This is a genomic window from Microbacterium sp. EST19A, assembly GCF_019969685.1.
Taxonomy (GTDB): Bacteria; Actinomycetota; Actinomycetes; order Actinomycetales; family Microbacteriaceae; genus Microbacterium.
The window spans coordinates 1138613-1150901 of the sequence record NZ_JAHXYZ010000002.1; the positions used below are offsets into that span (position 1 = coordinate 1138613).

Annotated in this window: 18 protein-coding genes; 5 read left to right on the forward strand and 13 right to left on the reverse strand. The window is 67.6% G+C overall.

Features of this window, described 5'->3' with window-relative positions:
- Nucleotides 1–11: 11 nt before the first annotated feature.
- The 9 genes from LC452_RS15485 to LC452_RS15525 all read right to left on the reverse strand — a co-directional run bounded on the left by LC452_RS15485 (nucleotide 12) and on the right by LC452_RS15525 (nucleotide 4835).
- Entirely contained in the window at nucleotides 12–827 is an 816-nt protein-coding gene (locus tag LC452_RS15485; protein WP_223626871.1) for a basic amino acid ABC transporter substrate-binding protein, read from the reverse strand.
- Between the two features lie 150 nt (nucleotides 828–977).
- Nucleotides 978–1280: a Dabb family protein gene (locus tag LC452_RS15490; protein ID WP_223626873.1), complete on the reverse strand. Its 303-nt coding sequence runs from the start codon at nucleotides 1278–1280 to the stop codon at nucleotides 978–980.
- On the reverse strand, nucleotides 1277–1573 hold the full coding sequence (locus LC452_RS15495) for a glutaredoxin family protein (protein ID WP_223626875.1): 297 nt from the start codon (nucleotides 1571–1573) through the stop codon (nucleotides 1277–1279). The genes LC452_RS15490 and LC452_RS15495 overlap by 4 nt, the downstream gene beginning before the upstream one ends.
- Nucleotides 1570–1872, reverse strand: a complete 303-nt coding sequence (locus LC452_RS15500; RefSeq protein ID WP_136057082.1) for a rhodanese-like domain-containing protein — start codon at nucleotides 1870–1872, stop codon at nucleotides 1570–1572. The genes LC452_RS15495 and LC452_RS15500 overlap by 4 nt, the downstream gene beginning before the upstream one ends.
- A 77-nt stretch (nucleotides 1873–1949) precedes the next feature.
- Nucleotides 1950–2048, reverse strand: coding sequence for a 30S ribosomal protein bS22 (locus LC452_RS15505; RefSeq protein ID WP_003792170.1), 99 nt, complete (start codon nucleotides 2046–2048; stop codon nucleotides 1950–1952).
- Between the two features lie 114 nt (nucleotides 2049–2162).
- On the reverse strand, nucleotides 2163–2648 hold the full coding sequence (locus LC452_RS15510) for a hypothetical protein (protein WP_223626877.1): 486 nt from the start codon (nucleotides 2646–2648) through the stop codon (nucleotides 2163–2165).
- 21 nt (nucleotides 2649–2669) lie between these two features.
- Nucleotides 2670–2861, reverse strand: coding sequence for a helix-turn-helix domain-containing protein (locus tag LC452_RS15515; protein WP_211541255.1), 192 nt, complete (start codon nucleotides 2859–2861; stop codon nucleotides 2670–2672).
- A gap of 75 nt (nucleotides 2862–2936) precedes the next feature.
- Nucleotides 2937–3863, reverse strand: a complete 927-nt coding sequence (locus LC452_RS15520; protein WP_223626881.1) for a cyclase family protein — start codon at nucleotides 3861–3863, stop codon at nucleotides 2937–2939.
- A 39-nt stretch (nucleotides 3864–3902) separates the two neighbouring features.
- Entirely contained in the window at nucleotides 3903–4835 is a 933-nt protein-coding gene (locus LC452_RS15525) for a TetR/AcrR family transcriptional regulator (RefSeq protein ID WP_223626883.1), read from the reverse strand.
- Nucleotides 4836–4937: 102 nt separating this feature from the next.
- Between LC452_RS15525 and LC452_RS15530 the strand changes: the two genes are divergently transcribed.
- On the forward strand, nucleotides 4938–5828 hold the full coding sequence (locus LC452_RS15530) for an ATP-binding cassette domain-containing protein (protein WP_223626886.1): 891 nt from the start codon (nucleotides 4938–4940) through the stop codon (nucleotides 5826–5828).
- The gene (locus tag LC452_RS15535) at nucleotides 5825–6652 is read left to right on the forward strand and encodes an ABC transporter permease (protein ID WP_223626888.1); all 828 of its coding nucleotides are present in this window, start codon (nucleotides 5825–5827) and stop codon (nucleotides 6650–6652) included. Before LC452_RS15530 ends, LC452_RS15535 begins: the two co-directional genes overlap by 4 nt.
- A gap of 218 nt (nucleotides 6653–6870) precedes the next feature.
- Here the strand turns inward: LC452_RS15535 and LC452_RS15540 are convergent, their stop codons facing one another.
- Nucleotides 6871–7287 carry a helix-turn-helix transcriptional regulator gene (locus LC452_RS15540; RefSeq protein ID WP_223626890.1) on the reverse strand — a complete coding sequence of 139 codons (417 nt, stop codon included), beginning with the start codon at nucleotides 7285–7287 and terminating at the stop codon, nucleotides 6871–6873.
- A gap of 104 nt (nucleotides 7288–7391) precedes the next feature.
- Between LC452_RS15540 and LC452_RS15545 the strand changes: the two genes are divergently transcribed.
- Complete coding sequence (locus tag LC452_RS15545) at nucleotides 7392–8822, forward strand: TrkH family potassium uptake protein (protein WP_223626892.1); 1431 nt, start codon at nucleotides 7392–7394, stop codon at nucleotides 8820–8822.
- Entirely contained in the window at nucleotides 8815–9486 is a 672-nt protein-coding gene (locus LC452_RS15550; RefSeq protein WP_046013607.1) for a TrkA family potassium uptake protein, read from the forward strand. The genes LC452_RS15545 and LC452_RS15550 overlap by 8 nt, the downstream gene beginning before the upstream one ends.
- A 25-nt stretch (nucleotides 9487–9511) precedes the next feature.
- Here the strand turns inward: LC452_RS15550 and LC452_RS15555 are convergent, their stop codons facing one another.
- From LC452_RS15555 to proC, 3 genes are read right to left on the reverse strand one after another with little or no spacing between them, the layout of a single operon-like run.
- The gene (locus tag LC452_RS15555; RefSeq protein ID WP_223626894.1) at nucleotides 9512–10042 is read right to left on the reverse strand and encodes a hypothetical protein; all 531 of its coding nucleotides are present in this window, start codon (nucleotides 10040–10042) and stop codon (nucleotides 9512–9514) included.
- A gap of 14 nt (nucleotides 10043–10056) precedes the next feature.
- On the reverse strand, nucleotides 10057–10344 hold the full coding sequence (locus LC452_RS15560; RefSeq protein WP_223626896.1) for a DUF1905 domain-containing protein: 288 nt from the start codon (nucleotides 10342–10344) through the stop codon (nucleotides 10057–10059).
- Nucleotides 10345–10347: 3 nt separating this feature from the next.
- The gene (gene proC, locus LC452_RS15565; RefSeq protein ID WP_223626898.1) at nucleotides 10348–11187 is read right to left on the reverse strand and encodes a pyrroline-5-carboxylate reductase; all 840 of its coding nucleotides are present in this window, start codon (nucleotides 11185–11187) and stop codon (nucleotides 10348–10350) included.
- Between the two features lie 59 nt (nucleotides 11188–11246).
- Between proC and LC452_RS15570 the strand changes: the two genes are divergently transcribed.
- Complete coding sequence (locus tag LC452_RS15570; protein ID WP_223626900.1) at nucleotides 11247–12218, forward strand: cation diffusion facilitator family transporter; 972 nt, start codon at nucleotides 11247–11249, stop codon at nucleotides 12216–12218.
- Nucleotides 12219–12289: the final 71 nt, after the last annotated feature.

Below are 12289 nucleotides of genomic sequence, written 5' to 3' on the forward strand. Positions count from 1 at the left end.
GTGCCTGCCGATTACTTCGCGGTGAAGTAGTTGTCGTAGATCGTCTGGTAGTCGCCGCTGTCACGCAGCTCCTTCAGCGCTCCGTTGACGGCCTCCAGCAGTTCGTCCTTCTCACCCTTCGCGAAAGCGAAGCCGTAGGACTCGTCGGTGTTGTACGTCTCGACGATCTTGTAGGCGGAGTCGGCCTTCTCGTGCTCGAGGTTCACCGGCTGGTCCTGCAGGATCGCGTCGATCTGACCGGCCTGCATGGCCGGCCACAGCTCGCCGTCCGACGGGTACTGCACGAGCTCGGCGCCCGTCGCGTTCGCCGTCGCGTACGATTCGCCGGTCGTTCCCTGCTGCACGCCGACGTTCTTGCCGGAGAGGTCGTCGATCGACTCGATGCCCGAGTCGGTGCGGACCAGCAGCGACTGCAGCGAGTCGTAGTACGGGTCGGAGAAGTCGATGTTCGCCTTGCGCTCATCGGTGATGGTCATGGCCGACGCGCCGATGTCGCACGTGCCGGCGGCCAGGGTGGTGCCGGACTGCAGCGCGTCGAAGCCGACGTCCTGCACCGACAGCTTCAGGTCGAGCTTCTTCGCGACCGCGTCGAGCAGGTCGATGTCGAACCCGGTGTAGCCGGTGCCGTTGTCGCCGCCTTCGAACTCGAAGGGAGCGTAGGGGATGTCGGAGCAGACCGTGAGCGTTCCGGCCTCGACCAGTCCGTACTCGTCGCCCGCTGCGGGCTCGCCTGTTCCGGAATCTCCCGCGCCCGTGGCGCAGCCGGCAAGGGCGAGGGTGGCGGTCGCGACGAGGGCGAGGCCGGCGACGATGTTACGACGGTGCATGTCGGCTCCAGTGAGACGAGGGCGATGATGCCCACGGACGGGTAGGTGATCATCTAAACATGCGGCTCAGGACCCGGACTGCCGGGAGAGGGCTTCAGCGGATCACATTTGTGTTGCAAGTATGACCGATTGTGACGTGCGGGTTGCGGCTCAGACCTCGAAGTCGACGGCGACGCGGCCGGAGACGACCGAGCGCACGTAGGCGACGACCTCCTCGTGCGCGGGGTGCACCTGGTACTCCTCGAGCGCCGCGATCGACGCGAAGTCGGCGACGAGAGTGACGTCCCAGTTCGCATCGGGATAGGCCATGTTCGCTCCGGCCGAGATCGACAGCAGCTGCGGCACGACACCGTCGAGCGCGTTCAGGCGACGGGCCACCTCGGAGGCCTGCGCGGCCCGCTCTGCGGCATCTTCGGCGGCGAGCTTCCAGCTCACGACATGGCGGACGGTCACGACAGCTCCTTCTGGTCGCTCAGAGCGACGGATCGGACGGATTCCTCGAGGGCGGCGCGCAGCCGATCGGGCGAGACCCGCCAGTGCGCGTGGAGTTCCCCGTCGATCAGCACGACCGGGATCTTCTCCCACCACAGCTCGTACAGAGCCGGATCATCCTTGATCGAGGCTTCGACGATCTCGATCTGCTCCGCCGCGGCATCCGGCAGTTCGGCGACGACGGCGTCGATCACCTCGGAGGCGACATCGCAGAGATGGCAGTCCGGCTTGCCGATGAGGGTCAGCGTCGTCACGCCGACGGCACCTCGACCTCGCGGCCCTGGGCGATCCACTCGCCCGTGCCGCCCTCGACGTTGGTCGCGTCGTAGCCGCGCCCCTCGAGTGCCTCGACGACCCGCGCGGAGCGGCCGCCGGCCTGGCAGATCACGTCGAACGCCTCGCTCGGCAACTCTTCGAGACGGTTGCCGATCTCGGACATCGGGATGTTCACCGCACCGGGAACATGCCCTGCGGCGAACTCATCGACCTCGCGCACGTCGATGAGCGGCGTGCCGGAGCGCTCGGCGAGTTCGTTGACGGTGATCGACTTCATGACGTCCTCTCGAGATGCGGAGATGCGGGCAGAGACACAAAGCGCCCGTCCGAAGACAGGCGCTCGTGTCTGGCCGCTTACTTCTTGTTGCGGCGCTGGTGGCGAGTCTTACGAAGCAGCTTGCGGTGCTTCTTCTTCGCCATGCGCTTGCGGCGCTTCTTGATGACAGAACCCACGGAAACCTCACTAAGTCAGCGGCTGGGCGTCGCGCAAATCGGACGCCCGGGTAACGGGCACGAAAAAATGCCTCGGATCAGTCTAGCAAACCCGAGCAGGCTGTCCGTGCCGTCTCACTCCTCGACGTTCTCCGTCACCAGGAATCGCCACACCAGCGCATGCCCGAGGGCGACCAGAGCGATCAGGAGCAGGGCCTCGACCTGGATGCCGGTGAGTCCCAGCGGCATGACGAGCTGCGGGGCGACGCCGATCACCGCGATCGCGACGTAGACGACGACGGTCCCGATCTGCGTCCACCGGATCGCGATCGGAGTCCCATCGCGCCAGGCCTGCGAGACCAGGCGCACCATCGAGGCCCCGCCGACGATCGCGACCACGACGAACGACAGGCGCCACAGGATCGGGTTCTCCGTGCCCCCGACCTGCGCGAACAGACCCATCAGGGCCGGCAGCAGGAAGGAGAGATAGATGCCGCCGATCGTGCGGCGCATCGCGGGGTTCGATGTCCAGTCGCGGCGAGCGCGGACGACGTTCCACCACAGGCCGGTGAGCGTGAAGCACGTGGTGGAGAAGAGGGCGTAGAACGTGCTGACATCCACGACTTCCTCCTCTGCCGGATATCAGCCGACGTCGGCGATAGGGCGTTGCAGGGCCTCGGCGACGGCCGACTCGGGGACGCGATAGCTGCGGCCGAATCGGATCGCAGGCAGTTCGCCTGCGTGGACGAGCCGGTACACGGTCATCTTCGACACGCGCATGAGCTCGGCGACCTCGGCCACTGTGAGGAACCGGACGTCAGGTACTTCGGGCATCCCACGTACCCCTTTCTCGATGTGCACACTCTATGGGGTAGGTGGGACGCCTGTAAACCCATGTGGCTCGTGTGATCAATGAGACGCAGCGACCGTCGCGAACGCGCGAACGGGGAACGTGCCGAAGCCGCGCACCGCGGGAGGCGCGGCGGTGAATCGTGCGCCACGAGCCGGCACCGCGTCGAGGCCGGTCAGATGCTCGACCACATGCACGCCGGCGGCGAGCAGGATGCTGTGTGCCGGGCGCTCTCCTCCGCTCTCGGTGTCGTCGATGTTCAGCGCGTCTATCCCCACGAGGACCACTCCCGCGTCGACGAGGAACCGGGCGCCGTCCTCGGTGAGGAACGGGGAGCCGACCCCGTACTCCGGGGTGCCGAAATGCCGATCCCATCCGGTGTCGAGGAGCACGGCCGCCCCTCGCAGTTCGCGGTCGGCGAGCGTCGTCGCACCGATGCCGCGCCGTTCGTCGTCCCACGAGTCGCGCAGGTGGAACACCTCGGCGGGCAGGTCGACGAGGCTGCGCAGGTCGAGCGACGCGAGATCCCCGCCCTCCGCATAGCGGTGGAAGGGCGAGTCGATGTAGGTGCCGGTGTTGCCGATCATCGTGATGATGTCCATCGCGAACTCGGTGCCCGGCGCATACTTCCCGCGGGAGTCCTCGCGGGTGAGGTGGGGCGTGATGGTCGGCGCCGGAAGCCCGGGATAGGTCACCAGGCCGGCTTCGATCGGGTGGCTGAGGTCGATGATCTGCGTCGCGCCGGGAGCCCGTTCGGCGGTCTCGACGCCGCGACTGCCGCGGTGCTGCTCCTCGACGATCCGGAGGTCGCGGAGCTCGACGTCGCTGACGAGCGCCAGCCCGAGATGTGCGACGAGCAGCACGCCGATCTCGTCGGCCGTCATGTGCTCGCGCGGCAGATCGAGGCGGAATCCCTCGCCGTGGATGCTGCCGCCGTTCGCGAAGGCGATGGCGAAGTCGAAGTGGGCGCGGAACTCTGTCGTCATCCCCACATCATCGCAAGGTCCGGCGATCCTCCGGCCCGATCAGGCGGACCTGTTCGCCTTGGCCAGCCGCTCCCCCGCGTCGCGGAGGGTCTGCCGTTCGAGCTTCCGCGCGGCTCGCAGAGCCTTCTCCGCCTCGCGGACGGCCTTCTGTGCCTCGCGGAGTCGGCGGTCGCCGGCGAGCTCGGCCGGATCGAGGGCGACCCATTCCTCCGAACCGGCGCGCGGTACGTCGCGACCGAGCGAGGCGATGTACGCCGCGACGCCGTCGAGCACGCGCTCGACGCCGAACCGGAACGGATCCGCCGGCGAGAGGAACACGTCCTCTTCGATGGCGCGACGAAGAGCCGGGAACTCGTCCGCGCTGATCACTCGGTCGTAGAGAGTGGCCTCGCGCACGGCGACCTCATCCGGCGTGAGCCCGGAGCTGCGGGACTGCGCGGTGTAGCCGGCCTGCACGATCCCGCACCAGCGGGCGTCGCCGGTCACGGCGAGCGCGACCGCCATCCGCTCGTCGGCGGTGAGCGGCGTCGACTCGAGGGACGCCAGTGAGGCGTCGAGCCATGCGGAGCTGTTCGGAGTGATCGGCGAGCCGTTGATCGGCAGGGAGAGCATCCACGGATGCCGCAGATACAGGAGCACCTGCTCCTCGTACAGGGCGAGCAGCTGCTCCCGCCACCCGTCGATCTCCCGGTGGCTGTCCGGAGGGAGTCCGGTCGCCTGCTCCTGCATCAGCAGCAGCAGGTCGTCCTTGGCACTCACATACCGATAGAGCGACATCGGCGTGAAGCCCAGCTTCGCGGCGACCGCAGCCATCGACACGGCGCCGATGCCCTCGGCATCCGCCAGCTCGACCGCGGCATCGACGATCTTCTCGACGCTCATCTCGCGTTTGGGTCCGCGCTGCGGATCGGCGGCGACCCCCCAGGCGAGCGCGATGCCCCGCGGGAGCTCCGGAGGCTCGTTCTCGGTCATGCGATCATCCTACTTCTGTTTATTTAATAAACAGTGTGTTGCGGTCATACACAATTGTTTCACGGGTACACAGTTTGCGTCATACACAGAAGGGACAGCACGATGGAGACAGCCATCGAAGTGCAGGGCCTCAGCAAGGCCTTCAAGGGGAGGACAGTCGTCGACCGCCTGGACTTCACCGTCGCCCGCGGAGAGGTGTTCGCCCTGCTCGGACCGAACGGCGCCGGCAAGACGACCATCATCAACATCCTCACCACACTCACCTCGGCCGACAACGGATCAGCGCACGTCGCCGGATGGGACGTGCGCGCCCGGAGCTCTGAGGTGCAGCGCCGGATCAGCCTCACGGGGCAGTCCGCCGCTGTCGACGACGCTCTCACCGCCACCGAGAACGTCGTGATGTTCGCTCGGCTCGCAGGTCTCGGCCGCGCCGCGGCGAAGCGACGTGCCGCCGACCTCATCGCTCAGTTCGACCTGACGGATGCCGCGGGACGAGTCGTGCGCACGTTCTCCGGCGGTATGCGCCGTCGTCTCGACCTCGCGCTCAGCTTCGTCGTGACGCCCCAGGTGCTCTTCCTCGACGAGCCGACCACGGGTCTCGACACCCGGAGTCGCCGGGACCTCTGGGACATCATCCGCGAGTTCGCTCGCACCGGCACCACCGTCTTCCTCACCACGCAGTACCTCGAGGAGGCCGACCAGCTCGCGGACCGGATCGCCGTCCTCCACGACGGCAGGATCGCGGCGCTGGGCACGCCCGCCGAACTCAAGTCCCGCGTCGGCGGAGACACCGTCGAACTGCACGACGGTCGCGGCGACCTCGTCCGCGAGATCCCCACCGACGGGTCGGTCGCCGACCTCCGTCGGGCGCTCGATCTGCTGGACGAGGAAGGAGCGGACGGCGTCATCACGCTGCGCCGCCCCACGCTCGACGACGTGTTCCTCGCCGTCACCTCATCCGCTGCCACCCCCTCCATGAAGGAGCTCGCATGAACATCGCCGTCGCCGCGCCTCGAGTCACGGCATCCGTCCCGTCCTCCCCCGCACCGCGTCCGCGCGTCGGCGGCTTCACGGCCGAGGCCGTCTTCGTCGGACGCAGTCTCCGCCACTCCCTGCGCGACGGCGAATCGCTGCTGATGGCGATCATGCTCCCGGTGATGCTCATGCTCATGTTCACCTGGGTGTTCGGCGGTGCGATCGATCCCTCCGGGGCATACGTCGACTACGTGGTGCCGGGGATCATCCTCACATGCGCCGGGTTCGGCGCCTCGTCGACCGCCGTGTATGTCGCAAACGACATGCGCACCGGCATCATCGACCGGTTCCGCACGATGCCCCTGCGCGCCGGCGCCGTGCTGACCGGACACGTCGTGGCCAGCGTGCTGCGCAACCTCATCGCGACGGCGATCGTGATCGGAGTCGGCATCCTCGTCGGGTTCCGTCCGAGCGCGACCCCGCTGGAATGGATCGCGATGACCGGACTGATCGCGCTGTACATCCTCGCCATCACCTACCTGTTCGCCGCGATCGGGCTGGCCGCGGGAAGCCCGGAGGGCGCCAACGGCTACGGCTTCGTCCTGCTCTTCCTGCCGTACCTGTCCAGCGCCTTCGTGCCGGTGGCGAGCATGCCGGCCTGGTTGCAGCCGGTCGCCGCGAACCAGCCCATCACTCCCATCGTCGAGACCATCCGCGGACTGCTGATGGACGCGCCGCTGCAGAGTGAGCCGTGGTGGGCGATCGGCTGGTGCCTCGTGATCCTGCTGATCGCGGTGGTCTGGGGCGCCTGGCTGTTCCGTCGCAAGGCGGCTCGACGCTGAGACACGGACTCACGCGATAGGGACGGAGTCTCAGCGGAGACATAGCCGTTGCGGGCCTCGCACCCAGCCGGACCTGCCATTGTCATCACAGGACTTGTGCCGGCACCGCCGAGTCCACGCGGGCTGGGGCCCGCGGTTCGCCCCTGACGACATGCCCCCCTGTCGTCAGGGGCGAGTCATGTCCGGCCTCATTCGCGCCGGAGCAGGACGACAGGTCGTCAGCCGCCGAAACGCTTGAGCGCCGAGGTCACGACGTGCTTCGCGGATGCTGCGGCGCGGCCGACCACCTCTGCCGCATGAGCGGCGCTGTCGGTCAGCGGCACGACCGGGTAGTCGATGTCGGGCGCGTCATCGCCGTACGCGTCGACGAGGAACGGCACCAGCCAGTCGTCGACCACCTCGAGCGGTTCGACCGACAGGCTGTAGAAGCGACGCTGTCCGTCTTCGCGCACCGAGACGAGCTCGGCGTCGCGCAGGACCTTGAGGTGCTTCGACACGGTGGGCTGACTGATGCCCAGGTCGGCGACGATGTGACTGACGCTGATACCCGATTCTCCTTCGGCCGTGCGTCGCAGCAGGAGCTGGAGGATGTCGCGCCTCGTACCGTCTGCGATCACGTCGAAGATGTCCGTCATGTGATCAGGGTAGTCGTCCCCGCCACGGAGTACCATGACGAAGGCTCGGCGAAAGGCGCCGCGTGACCGCCCGGACGGGCACAGGCCGGACGAAGGGGGACGCGATGTCGGGGATCGCTTCGGCGTCGTCTCCGCGTGAGCGCCTCGAAGGTGCCGTCGACTGGGTCAAGCACATCGTCACCTCGTCGCCGTCGCGCTTCGCGATCGTCATCTTCGCCCTGCTGATCCTGGTCTTCACGGTTCTCCTGTCTCTGCCCATCGCCTCGGCGAGCGGCACGGTCACCCCGCTGAGCGATGCGCTCTTCACCGCCGTCTCCACCATCTGCGTCACGGGCCTCGCGACCGTCGACATGGCGAACTACTGGTCGCCCTTCGGTCACGTGGTGGTCTTCGTCGGCGTCAACATCGGAGCGCTCGGCGTGCTGACGCTCGCCTCGCTGATGGGCATGCTCATCTCGCGACGACTCGGACTGCGGGCGAAGCTGATGGCCGCCGGAGACACGAACCCCCTGCGCGCGCACGGCGGCGTCGTCAACGAGAGCCAGACCGTGCGCCTCGGCGAGGTCGGTCAGCTGCTCACCACCGTCGCCGTCTCCGCCCTGATCATCGAAGCCTCACTCGCCGCTCTGCTGTACCCCGCACTCGTGATGGCGAAGGTCGATCCGATCGCCGCCCTCTGGGAGGCGCCGTACTTCGCCGCCATGGCGTTCACCAACACGGGCTTCGCCCCGAACGACGGCGGCGTCGCCGTGTTCGCCGACGACTACCTCGTGCTCAGCCTGCTCATGATCGGCGTGTTCCTCGGCAGCATCGGCTTCCCGGTCATCTACACGCTCGCGAAGCACGTCTGGCACGTGAAGAAGTGGTCGCTGCACACCAAGCTCACCCTGGTGACCACCGTGCTGCTGTTCGTGCTCGGTGCCGCCGTGTTCCTCATCCTGGAGTTCAACAACCCGAAGACGTTCGGTTCGATGGATGCGGCGGACACGACGTTCCAGGCGTTCTTCCTGTCGGCGATGACCAGATCCGGCGGGTTCAACGTCATCGAGATGGACGACCTGAACGGCTCGTCCCTCCTCGCCGCCAGCATGCTGATGTTCGTCGGCGGCGGCTCGGCGTCCACCGCAGGCGGTATCAAGGTGACCACTCTCGCGGTCCTCGCGATCGCCGTCTGGTCGGAGGCGAAGGGACGCCAGTCCGTCGAGGTGTTCGGCCGTCGCATCCCCAGCGACGTGCAGCGCGTCGCGCTCAGCGTCGTCGCGTGGGGAGCCACGATCGTCGCCCTGTCGACCATCGTGATCGCCCAGATCACCAAAGACGACATCAGCCATGTGCTCTTCGACGTCATCTCCGCGTTCGGCACGGTCGGCCTGTCGACCGGTCTCACCGCGGAGCTGCCCGATTCGGCGTCGTACGTCATGGCCGCGACCATCTTCATGGGCCGCGTTGGTACAGTGACACTCGCCGCGGCAGTCGCCGCGACATCGCGATCGCAGTATTACTCGCTGCCCGTGGAAAGGCCGATCGTTGGTTGAAGTCCTCCGGGGCGACGCTCCCGTCCTCGTCATCGGTCTCGGTCGATTCGGTGCCGCGTGCGCCGGCGAGCTCGACCGCCTCGACCGCGAGGTCCTCGCGATCGACGACAACCTCGAGCTCGTGCAGAAGTGGTCCGATCGCGTCACCCACACCGTGCAGGCCGACGCGAAGAACATCGATGCGCTGCGCCAGATCGGTGCCGGCGACTTCCAGGTCGCGGTCGTCGCCGTCGGCTCGTCGATCGAGGCATCCGTCCTCATCACCGCGAACCTCGTCGACCTCAAGGTGCCGCAGATCTGGGCCAAGGCCGTCTCACAGTCGCACGGCAAGATCCTCGCCCGCGTCGGCGCGAACCACGTCATCTACCCCGAGCGCGAAGCGGGCGAGCGTGTCGCGCACCTCGTGAGCGGCCGGATGCTCGACTTCATCCGCTTCGACGACGACTTCGTGCTGGCCAAGATGTACCCGCCGAAGTTCATCCGCGGCGTCGGACTGAACGAGTCGGGCGTGCGCTCGAAGTACAAGGTCACCGTCGTCGGCGTGAAGAGCCCGGGCAAGCCGTTCCGCTACGCCGAGGCCGCCACCATCGTGACGAACCACGACCTCATCATCGTGTCGGGCACCAACAGCGACATCGAGCGCTTCGCAGCCCTCGACCGCTGACTCGGCATCCGCTCTCGCGCACGGCTCAGGCGACGGACCCCGGAATCGGCGACCACGGCGTGCCGTAGCCGGGCATGTTCCAGAGCCGGCGAACATCCCCGGGTGACCCCGAGGACGACGGCCAGAGCCGGAGTCGCCATTCGTCCCCCGGTTCGGTCGATCCCGGCCAGCCGTAGTTGACGAAGCCGCGGCCGCTGATCTCCACCCGGTACTCATCCGGCGGCGTGGGACAGAGCGTGTCGTCGAGCGTCGGACTGGCCAGCCGCAGAGCCCCGGTCGGCCCCACCGCCAGAGGCTCGACCGAGACCTGATCCCAGGCGGTCTCGTCACGCGGAGGTCGGTCCGACCAGAGCTCCACCACGACCTTCATCGCGAAGTTGTTCTGGTGCGGGCTCAGCACGAGCACTGAACGTCCATCGCTCGCCGAGGGCGGATGCTGCTGCGCCGCGGCGAGCAGGGCGAGATCGTCGGCCTCGAAGCCTCCGGCGAGGGTGAACTGGCCGTAGTCCATCGCGACGATCACCAGGTCCCGCGCCCGGAGTTCTGCATCGCTCATGAATGCTCCTGCCGTCAGGCGTCGATGTCGAGCGTGATCTCGACGACGTCGTCGACGCCCACGCCCTCGCGGTCCCGCAGCACCTTCTTGATCGGCACGATGTAGCCGCCGTCCTTCGGCCAGAGAGCGGTGGTCACGGTGGTCGTGCCGATCGTGACGGATGCCGGGATCATCCCCCACCCGTAGGTCACGATCGAGGCGACCTCGTGGATCATCTCGCTCTCCGCCGGCGGCACGGTGACGAAGTGGAACGGCGCGGGGCCGCGCCAGTGCCAGATCTCCCCTTCGATCCGCAGCTGCATCGCTCAGGCTCCGGCGGCGAGTTCCTTGGAGCGGGCGAGGGCCGCCGCCGCGGCATCCGAGAAGGTCTGATCGAGGTGCGCATCCTGCAGGACGGCGATCGCGCGCTCGGTCGTACCCTTCGGGCTCGTGACCCGGCGACGGAGCTCGGCCGGATCCTCCCCCGAGGCGTCGAGCAGCGCCGTCGCACCGATGAACGTGTGCTCGGCCATGAGGCGCGCGTCGGCCTCGGTGAATCCCAGGCCGATCGCGGCCTTCGTGAACTCCTCGATCAGCAGGTAGACGTACGCGGGGCCGGAGCCGGAGATCGTGCCGAGCGCATCGATCTGCGATTCGGGCACCTCGACGACCGCCCCGACGGTCTCGAACAGGCGGCGGACGAGCGCCAGGTCGTCTGCGGTCGCGGACGCTCCGGCGGCGAGACCCGCCACGCCCTTGCGCACGGTGGACGGAGTGTTCGGCATCGAGCGGATGACGCGGGCGTCAGCCCCGAGAACATCGGCGAAGGTCTGCAGCGTGACGCCGGCGGCGAGGCTGACCACGATCGCGTCGGACGCGAGATGCGGTGCGATCTCACGGAGCAGATCCGGCACCATCGCCGGCTTCACGCCGACGAGCACGATGCGCGCTCCGGCCACGGCATCCGCGTTGCCGTCGGGCTGCTCGGAGAGCGCGATGCTGGTGACCCCGTCGACATCCGAGAACGCCTGCGCCTTCTCGGGCGTGCGATTGGTGGCGGTGATCCCGCCGTCGATGCGGATGCCGGAGGCGACGACGCCGCGAAGGATCGCCCCTCCCATCGAACCGGCACCGAGGAACGCGAGAGAGGGAAGCGATTCAGCCATGTCGTCATCCTACGGCGGGCGCTCCGGTATCCATCGGCGAGCGGTTCTAGACTCGTGGCATGAGTGCATCCGGAGGCAACAAGGCCATCGTCGCGGCGTTCCTGGCGAACCTGGGCATCGCCATTGCGAAGTTCATCGCCTGGGCACTCTCCGGTTCCGCATCGATGCTCGCCGAGGCCATCCACTCGGTCGCCGACTCGGGCAACCAGCTGCTCCTGATGCTCGGCGGCCGCAAGGCCCGGCGCGAAGCCGATCGCTCGCACCCCTTCGGCTACGGGCGCGAGCGCTACGTGTACGCGTTCGTCGTCTCGATCATCCTCTTCTCCGTCGGCGGACTGTTCGCGATCTACGAGGGCGTCGAGAAGCTCACCAACCCGCATGAACTAGACCAGACGTGGTGGTGGCTGCCCCTCGTCGTGCTGGTCATCGCGATCGGCCTCGAGTCGTTCTCGCTGCGCACGGCCGTGCGCGAGAGCAACCTCGTGCGTGAGAAGGGCCAGTCCTGGGTGTCGTTCGTGCGCCGGTCGAAGGCACCGGAGCTGCCGGTCGTACTGCTGGAGGATGTCGGCGCGCTGACCGGCCTCACCTTCGCGCTGCTCGGCGTCGGCCTCACGCTGATCACCGGCAACCCGCTCTTCGACGCCCTCGGCACCGTGATGATCGGCGTGCTGCTCGTGGTCATCGCGATCGTGTTGGGCGTCGAGACCAAGAGCCTGCTCGTCGGCGAAGGCGCGACGCAGGCGGACTACGACCGCATCGTCGACGCGATCAACGCCGGCGACGAGGTCGAGAAGATCATCCACATGAAGACCCTCTACCTCGGGCCGGATGAGTTCATGGTCGCCGCGAAGATCGCGCTCAGCGCCGACAAGCCGCTGCGCGAGGCGGCCGGCGACATCGACGCGATCGAGGCTCGTATCCGCGAGGCCGTGCCGGTCGCGCGGGTCGTCTACATCGAGCCGGACGTGTACCGTCCCGCGATCGACCCCGAACCCTCGACCGACGTGTTCGTGCTGAAGTCATCGGACTGAAGCGCGGCGGACTCTTCGGACGATCACACGTTCTTCGGACGATTCCTGCGATCTGATCCGCAGAACGTGCA

Bases quoted from the DNA above. Each gene is read 5' to 3' on its own strand.
- LC452_RS15560 (WP_223626896.1), bottom strand. From the start codon at position 10,344: ATGCAGCTGCGGATCGAAGGGGAGATCTGGCACTGGCGCGGCCCCGCG.
- LC452_RS15525 (WP_223626883.1), bottom strand. From the start codon at position 4,835: ATGACCGAGAACGAGCCTCCGGAGCTCCCGCGGGGCATCGCGCTCGCC.
- LC452_RS15570 (WP_223626900.1), top strand. From the start codon at position 11,247: ATGAGTGCATCCGGAGGCAACAAGGCCATCGTCGCGGCGTTCCTGGCG.
- LC452_RS15515 (WP_211541255.1), bottom strand. From the start codon at position 2,861: ATGCCCGAAGTACCTGACGTCCGGTTCCTCACAGTGGCCGAGGTCGCC.
- LC452_RS15485 (WP_223626871.1), bottom strand. From the start codon at position 827: ATGCACCGTCGTAACATCGTCGCCGGCCTCGCCCTCGTCGCGACCGCC.
- LC452_RS15545 (WP_223626892.1), top strand. From the start codon at position 7,392: ATGTCGGGGATCGCTTCGGCGTCGTCTCCGCGTGAGCGCCTCGAAGGT.
- LC452_RS15555 (WP_223626894.1), bottom strand. From the start codon at position 10,042: ATGAGCGATGCAGAACTCCGGGCGCGGGACCTGGTGATCGTCGCGATG.
- proC (WP_223626898.1), bottom strand. From the start codon at position 11,187: ATGGCTGAATCGCTTCCCTCTCTCGCGTTCCTCGGTGCCGGTTCGATG.
- LC452_RS15520 (WP_223626881.1), bottom strand. From the start codon at position 3,863: ATGACGACAGAGTTCCGCGCCCACTTCGACTTCGCCATCGCCTTCGCG.
- LC452_RS15535 (WP_223626888.1), top strand. From the start codon at position 5,825: ATGAACATCGCCGTCGCCGCGCCTCGAGTCACGGCATCCGTCCCGTCC.
- LC452_RS15530 (WP_223626886.1), top strand. From the start codon at position 4,938: ATGGAGACAGCCATCGAAGTGCAGGGCCTCAGCAAGGCCTTCAAGGGG.
- LC452_RS15540 (WP_223626890.1), bottom strand. From the start codon at position 7,287: ATGACGGACATCTTCGACGTGATCGCAGACGGTACGAGGCGCGACATC.
- LC452_RS15500 (WP_136057082.1), bottom strand. From the start codon at position 1,872: ATGAAGTCGATCACCGTCAACGAACTCGCCGAGCGCTCCGGCACGCCG.